The following is an 18895-nucleotide window of genomic DNA, read 5'->3' as shown; positions in this document are numbered from 1 at the left end:
CGGTACACTTCGCCCTTTCCGGCACGGAGGCCACATGCCAGAGACAGCTCGCGTCGCGTATTTTTCGATGGAAGTCGGGGTCGACCCCAAGGTTCCGACCTATTCCGGAGGCCTCGGAGTCCTCGCCGGGGATCTGCTCCGGTCCGCCGCTGATCTCGCCCTGCCGGTCGTGGGAATCACACTCCTGCATCGGGCCGGCTACTTCGATCAGACCATTGACTCGACCGGCGTGCAGAGGGAAGCTCCCGTTCGCTGGAATCCCGCCGATCGATTGGAACTCCAGCAGCCGCGTGTGGTTGTGAAGCTCAACGGGCGCAAGGTCACGGTGCAGGCCTGGAAGTACACCGTCAAGCCGACTCACCCCAAAGGGGCGGAAATTCCGGTCTATTTTCTCGACACCGATGTGCCGGACAACGAGCCCGAAGATCGGCAAATCACCGACGCGCTCTACGGCGGCGATCAACGCCACCGCCTCACGCAGGAAGGGCTGCTCGGAATCGCCGGGATCTACATGCTCAGGGCGCTCGGGTGCGCCGACATCCAAACCTACCACATGAACGAAGGGCACGGCGCGCTCGTCACCGTTGAACTGCTCGCGGAGTATTCGTACAAGCGAAAGACAACTCCCGCCGACCCGGAAGTGATCGCCGCGACCAGGAGGGCGTGCGCGTTCACCACACACACACCCGTCGCGGCGGGCCACGACCAATTCCCCCTCGATATGGTCTTCGAAGTGCTCGGCGAACAGTCGGCGATTCACGAGGGAGCTCCGTACGTCCAGAATCACCAACTGAACATGACGCGCCTTGCGCTCTACTACAGCCGCTTTACCAGCGCGGTCGCGCGCCGGCACGCCGAAGTCAGCCGCGAGATGTTCCCGGGCGCCCGAATCGATTACGTCACCAACGGGATCCACGCCCCGACATGGGCCTCGCCCGAGATTCAGGCGATTCTCGACAAGCATTGCCCCGACTGGCGCGCCGACTACCGGGCCATCCGCCGCGCGCTCTTCGCTCCCGACGACGCAATCGCTTCGGCGCACGCCGCGGCAAAGCGCCGACTCATCGAACTCGTGAATAGGCAGACCGGCGCGAAAATGAAGGAAGATGTCTTCACCATCGGCTTTGCGCGACGTGCAACCGGGTATAAGCGCGCCGACCTCCTCGTTTCCGACCTCGATCGCCTTCGGTTCATTGTGTCGAAGGCCGGAGCGATCCAGATCATTTATGCGGGCAAAGCGCATCCAAAGGATTTCCAGGGAAAGGAAATCATCCAGCGGATCGTCGAGCGCCTGCGAGAACTCGCCCCCGGAATCCAGGGCGTTTTCATCCAAAACTACGACATCACGCTTGCCAAGCATCTCGTCAGCGGAGTCGATCTCTGGCTGAACAATCCCGTCATTCCGCTCGAGGCGTCGGGGACCAGCGGCATGAAGGCGGCGCTCAACGGCGTACCGAGCCTCTCGACCGCCGATGGATGGTGGCTCGAGGGCTGTGTCGAAGGCGTCACCGGATGGACCATCGGCCGCGATTCATTCGAGGTGAACGCTGTGGCACACGCGGCGACTCCTCCCGAAGAAGACGCGGCTTCGATCTACAAACACCTCGAAAACGATATCCTTCCGATGTACTACCACGATCGCGCGATGTGGACACAGGTGATGCGACATGCCATCGCGCTCAACGGCAGCCAGTTCAACAGCAATCGGCCTATGAGCGAGTACGCGGAGCTGGCGTATCGACTCGGCAAGTAAGTCCGGAGCTTGCGCGATTACGGCGTTTGCTGGAGTATCCAGTTGGCGTAGGCCAACAAGTCATCGCAGGCAGCGCTGTTTTCCAGTACCCCTTGCGCCGGCAGCGTCGCATCATTTTGGTAGCGAACGCAGTCGCCAACTGCAAAAGCCCTCGGGCGCTGATTCGATTCCGGGAAGAAAACCTCCACCGGGTTTTCCGCATCAGCAGCGATGACCTTCAGCAGCCAACTCGTCGAAGTGGCCTCGATGGCGAAGGTGGTTCCGGCCGACGCGACCGTCGCTTTTTTGACGCCGATGATCGGAGCGGTGCCGTTGAGGACCGCCGTTCCTTCGTCGGGCATCACCAAGCCCATCTCGTTCGTGTCTTCATCGAGCGGCTTGGGCTGCTCTTCCGGGATCGATTTCGGCTTGGCCTCGTAGGGGCGCTTCAGCATACGAGGACGAGGATTGAAATTCACCAAATTCCCGTTGCTCTGCCGTCCTGTCACTCGCACGAAGTACTGCGACGAAGGCTGGTTTTTCGCGGTCCGATTCGCCTTGAAACGGGTGACCTGGCGCTGGTACCCGGGATCTTCTCCGCGCGTAACTTTGGATATCCAGTAGCTCCCGTCCGGCGTGATGCTGACGACGCCGTCGGGGCTCTCCGCGGTCCACGCGCCGGTGTTGAAGCTCGGGTCAACGTGTTCGGGAGCTTCGGCGTTCTGCGCCTGCGCACTCGCCACTTCGCAGCTCCAGAGCGCCGCCCCCGCTGCCGCCAGGGCCAGCCCACCGAGCAGCGCGCGACCCAAAGCCACGTGTTTCCCGCTTTCCATGTCAACTACTCCTCAGCAGGCCGCGCGTAGACCGACGCCGATCATGCGTCACCATCAGCGCAAACCCGCAGCCCAACCACCCGGCCGCGATCCCGGGAAGAGGATTCCAATAGATCCCTCCCGTTCGCAACATCAAAACGCTAACACATATGGCGATCAGCGTCAATGTTCCAATCAGCACAATCGCGCGCCATGTGCTCGAAAACCAGAAGCCGGCGCACGCGCCCACAAGCGCCAGGCCCGCTCCGACGAGCCACACAACGCTCGTGTTCGGAATATCGATCATCTTTTCGCGCAACAATTGCTGGATCGTCGCCGCGTTCGTCCAGACGCCGGGCACGCTCAGCCCCTTCGGAGATTCCTGGATATCGCCACCGGCGTCTGAAGCGTTCCCGATCACCGCGAGCCGCCCCGAAAACTCGCGTTGCAGATCGCCGTCCGACATCGCGAAAAACTTCTGCATCGAAATCGTGCAATCTTCGAGCGCGCCGATCGGGAGCGGCACGATCGTTGCCGGTATGACATCTCCGATCTCGATCCCGCGCGCCGGATCCGCAACGTCGGGGTGCTGTAGCCCCGAGAATCGCAGCCGATCCGGCGAGCGCAGGGTCGCGCGTCTCTGGGTCCCCGGTTTGAAGTAGCGAACCTCCGCGATGTCATCCCGAATCGCGATGGCGACTTCTGCCGCGGGTTCCCGCCACGCCGCGAACCCCAGCAGAGAGAACCCGGGAACGATTTCCTTTTCCGGGCGCACAAGGGCCAGATCCATCGCCCAATGCTCGCCAACAAATCCGCCTGTCGGGGGAGCGGACCACGCCGAAGCCGCGAATTCGGGCGCGATCGCCACCTCGCCCTCATCCGAAAAAGACCACGACGGGCTCGCAAGCACGACACCGACGCCCTTGTTTCTCAGTTCGTGAATCGACTCGAGCAGCGGCTTGTCAAACGGAGTTGGACGCAGAAACATCACGTCGATCGCTACCGCACGAGGAGTGCTCGCCGCCAGTTTCTTCAAGACTTCGGCATGGAGGAGCCGCACAGACTTGATGTCGCCGTTCGAGACCCCTTCGACGTGCTGCCGGGTCGCGATCGCTTCAAAGTCGGTCTCGTTGTCGATCGCGATCACGCGGACATCCCGGAGCGACGGCAGCATTCCCTCCGCCGGCGCCGCCTTCACCACCAGGTTCGAATACCACCGCGCGACCCCCGACCAGTTGCTGATTGCGGGGAACACCAGAAACATCGAGATGAGAAGCGCCCCACCGACGCACATCGCAAACGCCGCGAGCGGCTGGCGTGCCGAGAATCTCCCGATCGCCCTGCGCGCCAGCTCCAATCTTCCGATCCGGGTGGCCCGGATCGGGTCGCCCGAGAGAAACGCCTCCAGATCCGCTCGCAACTCTCCGATTGACTGGTAACGCTCGAGCGGCGCCTTCTGCAGGCACTTGAGAATGATCGTTTCGAGATCGCCCTGCAATCGCCGATCCAGCGTCCGCGGCAGCGCGGGTGTCGTCTCGAACAGCGCGCGCTCGAGATTCTGGCGATCCAGCCCGCGCGGCACCGCCAGCGGCAGCCTTCCGGTGCACAACTGATAGAGAATCACACCGATCGAATAAACGTCCGACCGGTTGTCAACCTGGCCGTGGCCGAGTTGTTCCGGCGCCATGTAGCTCGGCGTGCCGACGATTTGACCGTGCGAAGTGATCGTCCGCGAGCCGTCGCCCAGGAGCTTGGCGATTCCAAAGTCGATGATCTTGATCCGCGACCCGTCTTCGGCCGGCTCGCCTTGGTTCGGATTCACGAGAATGTTCGATGGCTTTAGATCTCGGTGCACCACACCCGCATCGTGCGCGTGCTCGAGCGCTCCGCACACTTCGATCATCACCCGCAGCTTTGTCTCGAGATCAACGTCGGATCGCTCGGCGAATTCTTGGAGCGTGACGCTCCCGACCACCAGCTCCATCGAGAGAAACGGAACAATCGATGCGTCGTGCCCGTCCGGACGGTACACCCCGGTATCAAAGACCTGAGCGATCCCGGGATGCCGCAGCCTTGCAAGCGCCCTCGCCTCCGCTTCGAAGCGCGCGAGCGCTTCGTTGCTCACCGCGCCGGGCTGCATGAGCTTGAGAGCGACGCGCCGTTGGAGCGCCTCCTGCTCGGCCTCATACACCAAGCCCATTCCGCCCGCGCCGATCAGGCGGATAATCCGATAGCCCGCGATCTGGACCGGCATCATGAAGGGCACGTGGGCGCGCGCCGCCGAAGGAGCGAACTCCGATGGCGCCTGCGGCACCGGCGAGTCGATCGGCGAGGTCGGGGCCTCGCCCTCGGTTCTCCGGGTCGGGTTGTTCGCTTCGGACTGATCCACGGCGCCCCCTGTCCGAACACTCTACAGGGAATCCGGATTCGCCGCCGACCGACGCTTTTCATTCGCGGATGAATCCTCTCGGCACATGCAATCAAGCTTTTCAGCGCATCATCCCGCCCCGCCGAAGCGAATCGATCACCAACCGATCGATCGGTGTATCTGTCGGCACGAGAAAGTGCGCGACGCCGCGCGAGCGACACGCCCCTCGACAATCGGCCACGAACCGGGCAAACTTCTCGCGATAGCGTGCGATCGCCGCAGGAGAAACTGTCACCTCGAGGCCGCGCGCCGATTCGATGTCGGTCAATCGAAGATCGCCAGTCAGCCCGAGCGTGGCGCCCTGCGTCGGATCGATCTCAGATGGTGATAAAACCTGCAGGCAATACGCATCGAGCGCGCCATATTCCGCGGCACCGAGGGAGGCAATCCCGCCCGCGATTCCGTCTGGGGCCAGCAAATCCGAAATCAGAACGACGATGCCCCGCCCCGCGAGTCGCGCCGCGATAGCGCGGATGTCCGCGTTGAAGTCCGGCGCCCGCGTGGCCGATCCGGCTTTCAGCGATTCGATCAGGAACTCCGAAATCCGACGCAGACTGGTACGCCCCCGAACCGGCCGAATCCCGTGTCTGGGTGCGGCGCCGCCAAACGTCGCGACCGACACTCTGTTGTTCTTGACCAGTCCGACATAGGCGAGCGCCATCGCCAAACGGTGCGTGTAGAGCGCCTTGCTCGGAATCTCTGCCTCACCGGCTCGTGGCGGCTCCGCACCGGCGCCCATCGAGGCCGACGCGTCGAGAATCAGATGCAGCGCGAGATCTTCCTCTTCGCGAAAGAGCTTGATGATCAGCCGCTCGAATCGCCCGTAGATGTTCCAGTCGACGTGCCGCAGGTCATCGCCCGCGACATAAGGGCGAAAATCATCGAACTCAACGCTCCGACCCCGTCGCTTGCTCCGACGCTCGCCCGGCAACTTCCCCGCAAACACCCGGCGGCTGAAGATGTCCAAGCGGTCGATCTTCGCGGCCAAACCGGGAGGAAGCAATTCCTCGAGATTGCGGGGCGGCGAGATCGCGGGCGTGATCAGCACGCCGCAACCCTACGCGAACCATCGCAACAAATTCGGCAGGTACAAATCCGCTTATCGCTTCTTTCGCGGATTCTCGCGAGGAAGCCCGTCCGCGTAGTCCCACACCGTCACCTTGATCTTGCGCACGCCCCACTTGCGAGCCTCTTCGTGGGTGGGAAACAGCACGTCGAGCCTGTTGCCCTTGATCGCACCGCCGCAATCGAGGACCGGCACCACATTCCCGGCGTCGTATCCCGGGATCGTGAGGAGCGCTCCGTACGGCAGCAGCTTCGGATCGGCCGCGACGAGCTTGGTGCCGTTCGTCGAAACGTGGTGCAGCGTGGCGGTCATGCCATCGGCAAATGAACCGCACGAACGCCCGTCCGGGCTGTACGCCGTCACGACCATCTCGATCGTCCGGGCCGCGCGGACCGGGCGGCCGTCAAAAAAACGCGTGCCCGCAGGGAAAATCTTGGTGGCCGGATGAGCCTCGGCGCGCCGATCCGTCGCACGATCGTCGGAAACTTGATTTTTTTGGGGCGACTCCGCGCGCTGCTGGGACGGGAGCGGGCCCGAAGGTGCGTCCGCGTTGATCACTTCGATCGCGGCGAGCGGCTGCGCCGAGCGAGCTTCCTTCGCCAGCACCGCCGAATACGCGGTCAGTCCAAGCAACGAAACCGCGGCAGCCGCCGAAATCCCAAACCGCAGCGCAATTCGCCAACCCTGTACGCGCCAAGGAGATAGCGTCCGGACATCCGTTCGAGTCTTCACTTCTTCGATTCCTTGGGGCATCCAGCCCCAGACCGTTGTCGCGCGCTCCACGCGACCCGCGGATGTCCGTCGAAACTCGTGAGTGGTCACAAGCCTCGCCGCAGCAGGTTGAAGGATACCCCACCTTCAATTTCGATGCGAATAGTTACCGGACGTGACGCAAAGTCGGAGTGACGACCGATCGAATGCACCGGTACGGTCGTTCCAACCGTCAAATTGGCAGCGTTTTGTTAGGAAAACCCTCCGCGGAGGGCATCTCCGAGTCGCCGCCACACCGGAAAATCACTTCAGGCCCGCTGGCGGCTTCGCCCGAGAACCGGCGAAATGGCAAGCCGTATGCACAGTGTCATAACACGCGCACGAGAAGTGCGCGAGCAGGAGGCATGACTTGGTTCGATTCGCCAACAACTTCAAGACTGCGGTTCTTCTCGGCGGGTTGATGGGGCTCTTTCTGTTTGTGGGTAGTTTCTACGGGCAGCAGGGACTCACGATCGCGCTGATCTTCGGCCTGATCACGAATTTCGGCGCATGGTTCTTTTCGGACAAGATCGCGATCGCTTCGATGCAGGGGAGGGAAGTCACGCGCGAGAATGGAGGCGAGCTCTATCCCATGGTGGAAGATCTCAGCCGTCGAGCCGGGCTGCCGATGCCCCGCGTGTACATCTGCCCGCACGACGCGCCCAACGCATTCGCGACCGGGCGAAGCCCGAGCAAAGCCGCCGTCGCGGTCACCCAGGGCGCGCTGCAGCTGCTCAATCGCGATGAACTGGCGGGCGTGATCGGACACGAACTGGCGCACATCAAGAACCGCGATACGCTCACAAGCACCATTGCGGCAACGATTTCTGGTGTTCTCGCGTTTGTGGCGCAGTGGGGTTTTCTGCTCGGCGGACGAGGCCGGGAAGGAACCAACCCGCTGCTTGCGTTCCTTGCCATCATTCTCGCCGCCGTCGGCGCTGCGCTCATCAAGGCGATGATCAGCCGGAGCCGCGAGTTCGTCGCCGACCACGATGGCGCGCTGATCGCCGGCTCGCCGCGCGGTCTGATCGCGGCACTCCAAAAGCTCGATGCGTACAGCCAGCGGATCCCGATGCGGAATCCCAACCCGGCGCAGAACAGCATGTTCATCGTCGAGCCGCTCGTCGGCAATTCGCTCCTCAATCTCTTTGCAAGCCATCCTCCGACCGAAGCGCGAGTTGCCGCCTTGTCCCGGATGTAACGGCCCGCAAGGAACCACTGAAAAGGCCACCGACCCGGGGTCCGCCGCCGGAAACCGAACGCTCTCCGATTGCGTATGGCATCAATAGAGAGGCCCGAGGACGCCTCTTCATCGTGGCGGAATGGTCGCAGCTTTTTGCCCCGGCGCGATGGGCGGAGTCTCGCGACATGATGTCGAATTTTGATCCAAATCGCAGGGAACCGGCAGGTCGGCCAATTCCCGCTATTCTTCCGGCCGATAACCCGGTTATTCGCCGAGAAACGTTGAGCCGGGATGCGTTGACTACGAATGGTCATGCGGCGACCTCGAATGGACATGGACGACATTCTGTGACCGACAATTCCGGTTCCATCCCTCTCAAGCCCGACGCGGGAGATACCAACCCGCTTAGCGGCAGCCGCGCCGGCTCGTCCGGCGACACCGCGCGTATGGGCTCCAAGGCAGGTGATCCCGGGGCGACCCCTCACTTGGTCGCGAAAGACCCAGGCCCGGCGCCGTCCGTGCAGTCGATCGAGAGCGACCTCCAGGAAGTTGCCAAGGGCGGCACAAATGTCGACACGCTCGTGGCGCGCATGGTCGTCGATGCGGGACTCGCGACTTCCGAAGAAGTCGAGCACTGTCTCGCGATGGTGCGCCAGAACCAGTCGGAAGAGCAGAACCAGGCGTCGCTCATGCACGTGCTGGTCAACAACCGCTACGCGACGGAGCGCCAGCTCGCGCGTCTCAAGCAGCAGCTCGAAGCCGAGCGGAGCGGACAGAAGATCGCCGGCTACAAGTTCCTCGGCAAGCTCGGCGCGGGCGCGATGGCGACTGTGCACAAGGCCAAGCAGCTCAGCCTCGATCGTGTCGTCGCGATCAAGATCCTGCCCCGCAAGTTCAGCAGCAACCCGCAGTTCATCGAGCGCTTTTACGCCGAGGGCCGCGCCGCGGCGGCGCTCAATCACCCGAACATCGTTCAGGCCTACGACGTCGGCAAGTCGGGCGAGTTCCACTACTTCGTCATGGAGTTTGTCGACGGGCGCACCGTGTTCGACGACATCGTCAAGCACAAGCGCTACCCCGAGGGCGAAGCGATCGATGTCATCATCCAGATCGCCGAGGCGCTCCAGCACGCGCACGAAAAAGGCCTGATCCACCGCGACGTCAAGCCCAAGAACATCATGATCACGCGCGAGGGCGTCGCGAAACTGGCCGACATGGGCCTCGCCCGCGCGATGAACGACAAAGAAATGGCCGAGGCCGAAGCGGGCAAAGCGTTCGGCACGCCGTACTACATCAGCCCCGAGCAGATCCGGGGCGAAGTGAACATCACCGCCGCGGCGGACATCTATTCGCTCGGCGCCACGCTCTATCACATGGTCGCGGGAACCGTGCCGTTCGACGGCAAGAACCCGTCGGCCGTGATGCACAAACATCTGAAGTCCGAGCTCGTTCCGCCCGACCACGTGAACCCCAAACTCAGCGCGGGCATCTCCGAGATCATCGAGATGATGATGGCCAAGGACCCGCGCACACGGTACAAGTCGTGCAAGGATCTGCTCATCGATCTGCGCGCGGTGCGACGCAAGGAGTCGCCTCCGCTGGCGCACAAGGATGTCCTGCCGCAGGAAGACATCTCGGCGCTCGTCGAAGCCGAGCACGCGGCCGAAGCGTTCATCCCCCAAGATCGCATGTCGGCGCGCCGGACGCCGAACCCGTATCTGGTGCTCGGGCTCATCGTCAGCCTCGTCGTGAGTGTGGGCTTCAACATCATTTTGCTCATGCGCGGATGAGCCGATTTCTCCCTGAAATACCGCTCATTTCGCGCAATCCGGACGTTCGGACGTTGCTTCCGAGGCCGTGATCTGTTAGGATTCCGGGCCAGAGGAAGTTGCGTTTGTTTTTTTAGAAGCGGCGTGCAAGATCGGGAGTGTTTCCCGGTTGTCAGCACGACCGGCGCCAACTTTACCAGGAGGGTTTCCCATCGCATTCGGTCGATTCAGTCGCGACAGCGGTCCGGTCATCCGGACACGTGTGAATTTCATGATCCGCTTCTCGCCCATCCGCGTGATCGGGCCGGAAGAAGAGCAGTTGGGAGTACTCGAAACTCCTGATGCGCTCAAACGAGCGCAGGAACTCGGGCTCGACCTCGTCGAGATCTCGCCCGATGCACGCCCGCCGGTGTGCAAAATCATGGACTATGGCAAGTACAAGTACGAGCTTTCGCAGAAAGCTCGGAAGACGCGGGCCGCATCCAAGTCCACCGAAATGAAGGAAGTGCGCCTCGGCCGCTCGGTCAAGATCGGCGAGCACGATATTCAGATCCGCATCGAGCAAAGCCGGCGTTTCCTGATCGACGGCCACAAGGTGATGGTGACGCAGAAGTTCAAGGGTCGCGAGATCGCTCACCGCGACCTCGGCCTTCAGAATCTGCGCCAGGTTGCCGATGCGCTCGCCGACGTGTGCAAGATCGAACAGACGCCGCGCTGGATGGGCAAGCAGGCGAGCATCATCGTCGCGCCCGATCGCGTAAAGATCGATGCGCTCAAGCGCAAGCTCGAGAAGGAAAAGGCCGCGGCGATCGCACGCGGTGAAAAAGTCAAAGAAGAAAAGAGCATGGAAGAACTCGAAGCCCAGGTCGCGGCACAGAACGCGCAGGACGATCACGACGAAGATTGAGTTTGCTTCGCAATCAGCACAAGAAAAAGCCCCGGACTCGGGGCTTTTTCGTTTCTCAGAGTATGAGTCGCTTACGAGCCGCCCCCGCCGCGACGGCCACCGCCCGGTCCGCCGCGGCCAGCGCCCGGCATCGCCTCTTCGAGCTTGGTGAGCTGCTCCTTGTTGAGGATCGGCTTCATCGCATCGATGAGTTTCTGCCGTCCCTCTTGTGCCGCGGCACGCATGCCCTCGCGGTCCGGCTGGCCGCCCTCGGCATCGCGGTTCGCCTGCATTTCACGCATCTTCGCCTGCGCCGCGGCATTCGAAATCGCGTATTCCTCGATCGCGTTCAGACCAGTCTGGTTTGCCGCGGACTCGAGCTTGAAGGTCGAGAACACATCGACGACGCTGTCCCACTGGCGGCTGAAGAGACCGAGCGAAGGCATGACCTTGGCGGTCGCATCGGCGCCGATCGCCGTCGTGAGCGCCTGCTGAAGTTTCTCGCGTTCGGAAGCGTTCACTTCTTCAATCTTCTTCATCATGTCGCGCATCATCTCGGGGTTCGGCCCCTCGTCGCGCGCCTTCTGCATCATCTCTTCGCGCGTCTTGTCGCCGATCGCGCGCTGGCTTTCACGCGCCGCGACGTACGCCGCCACCGTCGCTTTGGTCTGTTCGGCGTTGAGTCCGACACGGGAAGCAACGCCGGTCGCTTCCGCGTTCCATGCCGCCGCCGCACGCTCCGGGCTCAGCTGGCGCGCGCCCATGCCACCCATTCCGCCCCCACCCTGACGCGGGCCACCCTCGCCGGGTCCGCGTTGGCCGGGCCCGCGCTGACCGGGGCCTTGCTCGGGTTTCTGATCCTGCGCCAGCGCGCCCATCGAGAGCACGCTCGCCGCGATGCCGCATACGACCATCCTGCCGTACTTCATTGATTCTCTCCGTAGAGGATTTTCCATCACTTCGACCCACCAAGAACGCGGGGACCGAACCAGTATTGCAGATCGAGCGCTGTAGGTGGCCGGCCCCGGGGGTAGACTGGCAGCCTTTTTACACTCGCGCCCCCGCCACGCCCTTCTGGAGGTTCCATGCTTTCGATCGCGACTGCCGTTTGCCTTTCGCTCGCCTCGCTCGCCGGTCCTGGCGATTCATCCGTTTCACTCGCCCGCGCCGAGCAGCCGGCGCAGGAGGGTCAGCGCCCCCGTCAACCGGGAGGACCGGAAGGGCGGCCTCAAGGCGAGCGCCGGATCAGCGTCGAGGGCGCCATGAAGATCATGGGCCGAAACCTCGAAAGGCTCGAGCCGCAGATCGGCGATGTCTCGAAGAAAGACGAAAACCTGACGCTGATCAACGAGATGGAGCGGGGATGCATCATCGCAAAGGGTCTTCCCGTGCCGAACGATATTTTGGCGAAGGCGGCAGATGACGCGGCGAAGGAAAAAATGAAACGCGACTACCGCACCGACCTGCTTTCGGTGCTGAAGACACTGATCAGCCTCGAAGAGGCGGTCGCCGCGGGAAAGACCGAAGAAGCAAAGTCGCTGCTGCAGGAAGCGATCAAGCAAGGCAATCTCGGACACCAAGCGCTTGGTGTCAACGATGAAAAAGATGATCCGTTTGCGCCCAAGTAGTTCGCGACGGTCTACTCGAATTCATCCTCTGAGTCTTCGCTCGGCGCACCGTTCTGCAATAGAAGCCTCCACGCTTCTGCCGCGGCGGGTCCGCGCTCGGTGAACGTGCCGCTTTCGGCCTTCTTGATGATCGCCTCGATCTCGGCGCGGCTGAACATCCAGTTCAGGCCGCCGTGGCCAGGACCGCGCACGCGCGATGCCTTGCGGATCGCATCGAACGTCTTCGAGGAGATGTCCGCGGCATCGAGCAACTGCTGCTTGCTGAACGCTTCAGGATCGTGGTCGTTGGGGCGATGAGATTGGCCGCGGCGCATGGGCGAAGCGTATGAGCGAGTCGGGGCGGGACGTCGGGGAATGGAGAGAACGCGGAGTGCGCCGAGTGAGCGGAGTGGCGCGGAGGGAAAGGCGAGAATGGCATAAACAACGCGATGGAGGTCGGAACAGAGGACGACGTTCAGGTACGAGCACCCGAACTCATTTCTGAGTTCCGACTCCGCGAACCTCCGCCAACTCTGCGTGCTCCGCGTTCTCTTCGCTTTGGGCTTACGCCTTTGCCGCCAACTCACGCAGCAGCGCCTCGTCGATCCCGAGATACTCGCGCATGTGCTGGTCGTACGTCTCGGCGTGATCGTCGCGTGAGAGATCCAGCCGGAGTTCGTTGATGACTTTGGTTCCCTGACCGATCCACTCGCGCCAGGTTTCGGCCGAGATGTTCTCGAAGATCCAGTTCCCGACCGGCCCCTTGAACGGCGGGCGCGGGAGTTTGCTGCCCGGGCGACCGGTTCTCTTACACACGAACGTGCCTTCGGGCATCGCGGCTTCGGCCTTCGCGCCCGCGACTTCCGGCGGCGTTTCGCCGAGCTGCTTGAGCAAGTCGCCGATAGCTTTCTTCGGCATGAAGTCGCCGCGCTGCGCCGCGACGGTGTAGCCCTCTTTCAGGACTTCGGTCGCGAGCGGCTTGTCATTGCAGGCGATGAACTCGGCGCCGGCGAGCTGATAGGCCTTTGACATGTCCTTGTTGATTCGGAAACAGCGGACGTAGCTCTCGGCGGCGTCGCGGTGACGACCTGCCTGGGCGTAGGCGTTGCCGAGGGAGTAGTGCGCCATGTCGTTGGTCGGATCGGCCTGGACCATGTTCTCGAACTGGGCGATGCGCTGGGCGATGTCCATACCGGAGGGTACGCGCGACGCGGCAATGCATTCGCCCATCACTTGGTCGCTTCACGCCAGATCAGAGCGATCACCATGAAGGGAAACATCAAAGCAAACGCTGTCACTCCCGCAGCGAAACCGTTCTCAAGTACTGCCGCGGTCGTCCATGCGATCCGCCTGCCGCGGGGGACGCGCTCGCCGATGCGATTCCACGTCCGCGCGGCGCCCGTAATGGAAGCCGCGACGACTCCGATGACGCCCGCACCAAAAACAAAGAGTGGGATCCCAGCGGCATATTCGCCCCGCAAACCGAACATGGTCGACATGGCCAAGGTTTGCGGGATAGCGACGCACAGAACGGGAACGCGCCAAAAAAAGACCTTGGGAATCAGGCAATCCTCAGACCGAACTGATTTGCCGCACTCGGGGCAGACAACTGGATCGCCGTCGCGCTTGAACTGCTCGCGCAGGTCGTATCCGCAATGTGGACAGACTCGTTCGCTCACCGGAGTCTGATGATACGTTTTCGTCGCGACGAACTTGTTGTTCACAACTTCAGTTGCTTTCGTCGCGATGGCGACCCGCCTGGGCATAGGCGTTGCCGAGTGAAGGCTGCTCCATGTCGATGAGCAGACGGACCTAACCCATGTTTTCGGATTGGGTGATCCGAGGCAAGACCTCCCGGCCTCGAGGCACCGCATAGACAAAGACCATTTGGATTCACGAAGCCAAGATCAATGCCACGATACCCACGGTTGCCGCCACCATACAGATTGCCCACACAAGCATCGAGCGAAAGGCGACCGCCCGACAGAAGCTGGACCAATAGCCCGGGCGCGACCGATACTCGCGCATTCGGAGAAAACTCATGGTCGCGATGAGAAACATCGGACCGAGAAACGCAACGAACACTCCGAACGGCGAGTCCATCACCGAGGGGATCAACCACGCAACGATGCCAATCGCAGCGGCAAGCCCGACCGGAGCCAGGATGTCGCTCCGTCGAACGCGCAAGACGAGATGACGGGGCTTCAGAAGGTTGCGTGCCGTCGACCGAAGTCCGCACTCGGGACAGACAACAAGATCGCCGCCGCGATCGACGAGCGCGGTCAACCCATACTGGCAAACCGGACACGTCACCTCGCGCACGGAGTCATGATACGGTTGGTCGTCCATGAGCAAACCAATCGCAATTTCAATCGCGATCGCAGGGATGGAATTGCGATCGCCCCTCGTCCTCGCCGCCGGCACCTGCGGCTATGTCGATGAACTTGCGGAAGTAACGGACCTCTCCCCGACGGGCGGTATTGGCGCGATCGTGACGAAGTCGATCACGCGCGAGCCGCGCGAAGGGAACGCGACATGGCGGATCATCGAGCACCGCGCGGGCATGATGAACGCGATCGGACTGGCGAATGTGGGGCTTGAGCGGTTCAAGAGCGAGATCGTGCCGAGGATTGAAGAGTTTGCGGGAGTTTCAGCTGGCGGAAGACACTCCCTTCCCCCAACCCCCTCCCTCAGGGAGGGGGCTTCGGAAAAGCCGATCATCATCGGGTCGATTTCGGGGTTCAGCGTGGATGACTACGTCGCGGTCGCGGCGGCGATGGATGAAGTTGCCGCGATTCCGGCGGTCGAAGTGAACGTCAGTTGCCCGAACGTCAAGCACGGGTGCGAATTCGGTGCGGAGCCCGGGCTGCTGCGCGAGTTGATCTCCGCGATTCGTCCGGTGCTGAAGAAGACGCGGCTGTTCGTCAAGATTTCTCCGGCTGTGATGGGATATGCGACGAAAAGAGAGTCCGGCGTCGTCGCGATCTGCCGCGGAGCGATCGAGAGCGGCGCGGGACCTGCGGGCCCGAATCAGCGGCCGGGCGCCGACGCGATGGTGATTGCGAACACGGTTCCGGCGATGACAATCGACGTGCGCACGCGCGAGCCGCGGCTGTCGAACGTCACGGGAGGCTTGAGCGGGCCCGCGATTCACCCGATCGCGGTGAAGCTGGTGCACGATGCGTACCGCGGCATCTGCAAACAGACTCAGACTCCGATCGTGGGGCTTGGCGGCGTGATGAATTGGGAGGATGCCGCGGAATTTGTGCTGGCCGGCGCGAGCGCGATCGGCATCGGCACGGCTCTATTTGTGGACCCACGCGCGCCCAAGAAGATCGCGCAGGGATTGAGCAGGTGGGTCTCGGATCAGGGAGCAACGAATATTTCCGAGTTGGTCGGCGCGGTGAAATTACCGGCGCGCTAGTCCGCGTTCGCCGAATCTCGCACAGAGCGCCGGACCCGACGATTGGAATTTCACCACAGAGTCACAGAGGACACAAAGAACAAAGAAGAAGGGTGAAATCCAGAGCGGTGATCAGAGCGGCGACGGGCACCAAATTGACGGCCAGAATTCGCAGATCGCTCTGCGGCGAACACCTGATTTCGCAGCGATGGCACGGATGATCCAGCAGATTCATGCCGCGTTTCGGGCGGAGCGGACTTCGGATACCGGGACCGTGGCCGTGCTGATGCCATCGCATGTGCCGGCCTTTGAGGTTCGTTCCGGTTTGGGTCCGCGCGGATTCAAAGGCCAGCCCGACCACTCTTCATAGCGGCGCTGCAGGTCCTGAACAATCTCGCTCGCGCTCAGCCCAGATTTTGAATAGTCGATGATCGGGAACGCACGGACTCGCGCCCGCCCGAAGCGCCACAGGCTCGCCCACGCCGGTTCGACCTGTGGTGTTCCTTCGATCAGGATCGGCAACACGCGCGCGCCGGTTTTCTTGACGAGCAGGCCGACACCCGGCTGGAATGGCATGATCTGGCGCGCCGGCCGCTCGAGCCCGCCCTCGGGGAAGATGCCCAGAACGCCACCGGAAACGACGTGGCGCATCGCTTCGCGGATCGCAGTCGTGTCGCGCGCACCGAGATCGACGCCGATCACATTCGCCCACTCCCAGAACCACTGCAGACTCTCGATTTGCATCGAGCGCGCCATGATCCAGCGGATCTCGAAGCGGCAAAGGCTCTGAAGAATCGGAATATCCGCGCCCGCGGTGTGATTGGAAACCACGATGAGCGGACCCGCGTGGATCTGGTTCGGAATGTATTGACGCCCCTCCACCCGCACCCGCTGAACGACTCGAGCGTACAGGCGCATAAGGCCAACGAGCAGACCTGCCATCGGATCGCGGCGGTCATTTTGCAGCAGCGTGGCGCTTCCCCAGGCGAGAAGGCCGAGCACCGCCGCGACGAGAATGCAGAACCAGATCAGTGTGAAGGCCACGTGAAGCGATGCTAGCCTTTGCAAACTTGCGTTGTCGAGTGGCGGCAGCGAACAGTTTTGAATGGTCTGCAGATGTTTGGGTGCGGACGCGGGGGTGTACACTCGCGCGCTGCAGGATTTCGCAGCGAACGAAAGGATCGGTTCGCGATGGATCGCGGCGATTTATGGGCAGGACAGCGCGAGCAGAGCCGCCGGGCAGTTGAGCCCCTTGCGGTGCGGATGCGCCCTCGCACGCTCGAAGAATTCGCCGGGCAGCAGCACATCCTGGGACCGGGCAAGCTTCTCCGGCGCATGCTCGAGGCCGACGTCATTACGTCGCTCATCCTCCACGGTCCTCCCGGAACGGGCAAAACCACGCTCGCGGAACTGATCGCGCAGTTCACCAAGCGCCACTTCGAGCGCGAGAACGCCTCGAGCGTCGGCGTGAAACGAATCCGCGAGATTCTCGACGAAGCGGCGATCCGCCTCGAACGCAGCGGCCGGCGCACCGTCCTGTTTCTCGATGAGATCCACCGCTTTACCAAGCCGCAGCAGGATGTGCTCCTCGCCGATGTCGAGCGCGGCATTCTCACGCTCGTCGGCGCGACCACCGAGAACCCGCTCTTTGCCGTGAACAGCGCGCTCGTCAGCCGCAGCACGCTCTTCAGGCTCGAGCCGCTCACCGAGGACGACATCGTGGGCGTGCTCCGGCGCGCGATCGCCGACCCGGAGCGCGGCTACGGCAAACTCGAACTCCGCGTGGACGATGAGGCGCTGCGAGTCTGGGCGACCAAGTGCGACGGCGATGCGAGGCGGGCTTTGACCGCGCTGGAAGTGGCGGTTGTTTCAGAAGGTGCCAAGGTGTCAAGGTTTCAAGGTGTCGAGGGGCAGGTTTCCGTTCCCTTGTCACCCCGACACCTTGACACCTCGACACCTCTCCGAATCGACCGTGCCGCCGCCGAGGACAGCATCCAGCAAAAGGCCGCGGTCTACGACGGCACGGGCGACGAGCACTACAACACCATCAGCGCGTTCATCAAGAGCGTGCGGGGAAGCGATCCGGACGCCGCGATCTACTGGCTTGCGCGGATGCTCGATGCCGGAGAAGACCCGCGATTCATCGCACGCCGCCTTGCGATCCTCGCGAGCGAAGACATCGGCAACGCCGATCCGCGCGGCATCATGGTGGCGCAGAGCGCGTGGGAACTGCTCGAACGCATCGGCATGCCCGAAGGGCGCATCATCCTCGCGCAGGCGACGACCTATCTCGCGCTCGCGCCCAAGAGCAACGCGAGTTATGTCGCGATCGATGAAGCGCTCGCAGATGTGAAGGAAGGTCGCACGATCGCAGTGCCGGTGCACCTGCGCGATGGGAATGCCGCGCCGCCGGCGCCCGGCGCCGGCCCCGCAAACGGGACCGGCTATCGCTACAGCCACGCCGATTCGGGCGCGATCAACGATCAGGATTACCTGGGCGTCGAGAAGATTTACTACCGCCCCACCGATCGCGGGCTGGAGAAGGCGCTCGGAGACCGACTCGAAGAGCTCCGGCGCCTTCGGCGCGAAGGCCGCCTCCCCCGGCGCGAGGGAGAGTCATGACCGGCGAACTCGTCGCGGAAAAGCAGGCGGCACGCGCCGAACTCCGCGCCCTGTGGCGAGCCTTGCCCGCACATGAACTCGCATCGGTTTCCGATGGCGTCGTACGCCAACTCCAAAGCCTCCCAGAATGGAAAGCAGCGACGCGAATCCTGCTTTATTCCCCGATGCCGGTAGAGATCGATATTTCCACGCTTGCAACCGAGGCGCTCCACGCCACCAAAACAGTCTGCGTGCCTCGAACCGATTGGAGCGCCGGTCTGCTACACCCGGTCGTGGTCACAGACTGGAGCGATGCCGACCGCGGCAAGCGGGACCCTTCGCGCCCTTTGGTGCCGGTGCCGGTGGAGAGTGCCGAGAGGCTCGACCCGCGTTCGCTCGATCTGGTCATCGTCCCCGGCCTGGGATTTGACACCCGGGGGAATCGCCTCGGGAGGGGAGCGGGTTTCTATGATCGATTCCTGCTGGAGAATTCACTGGGTGCAAGGGCCTGCGGCCTGATCCCCGAACGCATGCTCCGGCAGAAGATTCCCGCCGGCGCGATGGATGCGCCGGTTTCGATGATCGTGACCGAATCACGCGTAATCCGGATTTGACCGTCCTGATTGTGCCGGAGCGGCCTCGCGAGTCGATAGTGGCC

18 protein-coding genes are annotated in these 18895 nt (G+C 62.7%); 8 read left to right on the top strand and 10 right to left on the bottom strand.

The window, feature by feature from the left end; genetic code table 11:
* Positions 1–34 precede the first annotated feature (34 nt).
* Positions 35–1753, top strand: a complete 1719-nt coding sequence (glgP, locus tag KF691_04610) for an alpha-glucan family phosphorylase (protein MBX3388718.1) — start codon at positions 35–37, stop codon at positions 1751–1753.
* A gap of 17 nt (positions 1754–1770) precedes the next feature.
* Here glgP and KF691_04605 read toward each other — a convergent pair whose 3' ends face one another.
* From KF691_04605 to KF691_04590, 4 genes are all read right to left on the bottom strand, one after another.
* Complete coding sequence (locus KF691_04605) at positions 1771–2565, bottom strand: hypothetical protein (protein MBX3388717.1); 795 nt, start codon at positions 2563–2565, stop codon at positions 1771–1773.
* Between the two features lies 1 nt (position 2566).
* Complete coding sequence (locus KF691_04600) at positions 2567–4933, bottom strand: protein kinase (protein MBX3388716.1); 2367 nt, start codon at positions 4931–4933, stop codon at positions 2567–2569.
* Between the two features lie 100 nt (positions 4934–5033).
* On the bottom strand, positions 5034–6020 hold the full coding sequence (locus KF691_04595; GenBank protein MBX3388715.1) for a DUF58 domain-containing protein: 987 nt from the start codon (positions 6018–6020) through the stop codon (positions 5034–5036).
* A 51-nt stretch (positions 6021–6071) separates the two neighbouring features.
* Positions 6072–6770 carry a 3D domain-containing protein gene (locus KF691_04590; GenBank protein MBX3388714.1) on the bottom strand — a complete coding sequence of 233 codons (699 nt, stop codon included), beginning with the start codon at positions 6768–6770 and terminating at the stop codon, positions 6072–6074.
* A gap of 388 nt (positions 6771–7158) precedes the next feature.
* Between KF691_04590 and KF691_04585 the strand changes: the two genes are divergently transcribed.
* The 3 genes from KF691_04585 (at position 7159) to infC (ending at position 10647) form a co-directional block, all read left to right on the top strand.
* The gene (locus KF691_04585) at positions 7159–7989 is read left to right on the top strand and encodes a zinc metalloprotease HtpX (GenBank protein MBX3388713.1); all 831 of its coding nucleotides are present in this window, start codon (positions 7159–7161) and stop codon (positions 7987–7989) included.
* 329 nt (positions 7990–8318) lie between these two features.
* Entirely contained in the window at positions 8319–9761 is a 1443-nt protein-coding gene (locus KF691_04580; GenBank protein ID MBX3388712.1) for a serine/threonine protein kinase, read from the top strand.
* Positions 9762–10011: 250 nt separating this feature from the next.
* Positions 10012–10647, top strand: coding sequence for a translation initiation factor IF-3 (gene infC / locus KF691_04575; protein MBX3388711.1), 636 nt, complete (start codon positions 10012–10014; stop codon positions 10645–10647).
* 71 nt (positions 10648–10718) lie between these two features.
* Here the strand turns inward: infC and KF691_04570 are convergent, their stop codons facing one another.
* The gene (locus tag KF691_04570) at positions 10719–11555 is read right to left on the bottom strand and encodes a hypothetical protein (GenBank protein ID MBX3388710.1); all 837 of its coding nucleotides are present in this window, start codon (positions 11553–11555) and stop codon (positions 10719–10721) included.
* Between the two features lie 156 nt (positions 11556–11711).
* Here KF691_04570 and KF691_04565 point away from each other — a divergent pair, with 156 nt between their 5' ends.
* Positions 11712–12254 carry a hypothetical protein gene (locus KF691_04565; GenBank protein ID MBX3388709.1) on the top strand — a complete coding sequence of 181 codons (543 nt, stop codon included), beginning with the start codon at positions 11712–11714 and terminating at the stop codon, positions 12252–12254.
* An 11-nt stretch (positions 12255–12265) separates the two neighbouring features.
* On the opposite strand, the gene KF691_04560 is transcribed toward KF691_04565, so the two are convergent.
* The 4 genes from KF691_04560 to KF691_04545 all read right to left on the bottom strand — a co-directional run bounded on the left by KF691_04560 (position 12266) and on the right by KF691_04545 (position 14582).
* Positions 12266–12568, bottom strand: a complete 303-nt coding sequence (locus tag KF691_04560) for a hypothetical protein (GenBank protein MBX3388708.1) — start codon at positions 12566–12568, stop codon at positions 12266–12268.
* Between the two features lie 229 nt (positions 12569–12797).
* Entirely contained in the window at positions 12798–13424 is a 627-nt protein-coding gene (locus tag KF691_04555; GenBank protein ID MBX3388707.1) for a Fe(2+)-trafficking protein, read from the bottom strand.
* 38 nt (positions 13425–13462) lie between these two features.
* The gene (locus KF691_04550; protein ID MBX3388706.1) at positions 13463–13999 is read right to left on the bottom strand and encodes a hypothetical protein; all 537 of its coding nucleotides are present in this window, start codon (positions 13997–13999) and stop codon (positions 13463–13465) included.
* A gap of 127 nt (positions 14000–14126) precedes the next feature.
* Positions 14127–14582: a hypothetical protein gene (locus KF691_04545; GenBank protein MBX3388705.1), complete on the bottom strand. Its 456-nt coding sequence runs from the start codon at positions 14580–14582 to the stop codon at positions 14127–14129.
* Between KF691_04545 and KF691_04540 the strand changes: the two genes are divergently transcribed.
* On the top strand, positions 14581–15657 hold the full coding sequence (locus tag KF691_04540) for a dihydroorotate dehydrogenase (GenBank protein ID MBX3388704.1): 1077 nt from the start codon (positions 14581–14583) through the stop codon (positions 15655–15657). The genes KF691_04545 and KF691_04540 overlap by 2 nt on opposite strands.
* 210 nt (positions 15658–15867) lie before the next feature.
* On the opposite strand, the gene KF691_04535 is transcribed toward KF691_04540, so the two are convergent.
* Positions 15868–16680 (bottom strand): 1-acyl-sn-glycerol-3-phosphate acyltransferase, encoded by an 813-nt coding sequence (locus KF691_04535; GenBank protein ID MBX3388703.1) that lies wholly within the window; start codon positions 16678–16680, stop codon positions 15868–15870.
* Between the two features lie 147 nt (positions 16681–16827).
* Here KF691_04535 and KF691_04530 point away from each other — a divergent pair, with 147 nt between their 5' ends.
* Both KF691_04530 and KF691_04525 read left to right on the top strand, forming a co-directional pair.
* Positions 16828–18258 (top strand): replication-associated recombination protein A, encoded by a 1431-nt coding sequence (locus tag KF691_04530; protein ID MBX3388702.1) that lies wholly within the window; start codon positions 16828–16830, stop codon positions 18256–18258.
* Positions 18255–18851 carry a 5-formyltetrahydrofolate cyclo-ligase gene (locus KF691_04525; GenBank protein MBX3388701.1) on the top strand — a complete coding sequence of 199 codons (597 nt, stop codon included), beginning with the start codon at positions 18255–18257 and terminating at the stop codon, positions 18849–18851. The genes KF691_04530 and KF691_04525 overlap by 4 nt, the downstream gene beginning before the upstream one ends.
* The last annotated feature ends 44 nt before the right edge of the window (positions 18852–18895 follow it).

The organism is Phycisphaeraceae bacterium (assembly GCA_019636555.1).
GTDB lineage: Bacteria > Planctomycetota > Phycisphaerae > Phycisphaerales > UBA1924 > JAFEBO01.
The sequence above is the reverse complement of the archived record's forward strand: the minus strand, read 5'-3'. Positions and strand labels throughout refer to the sequence as shown.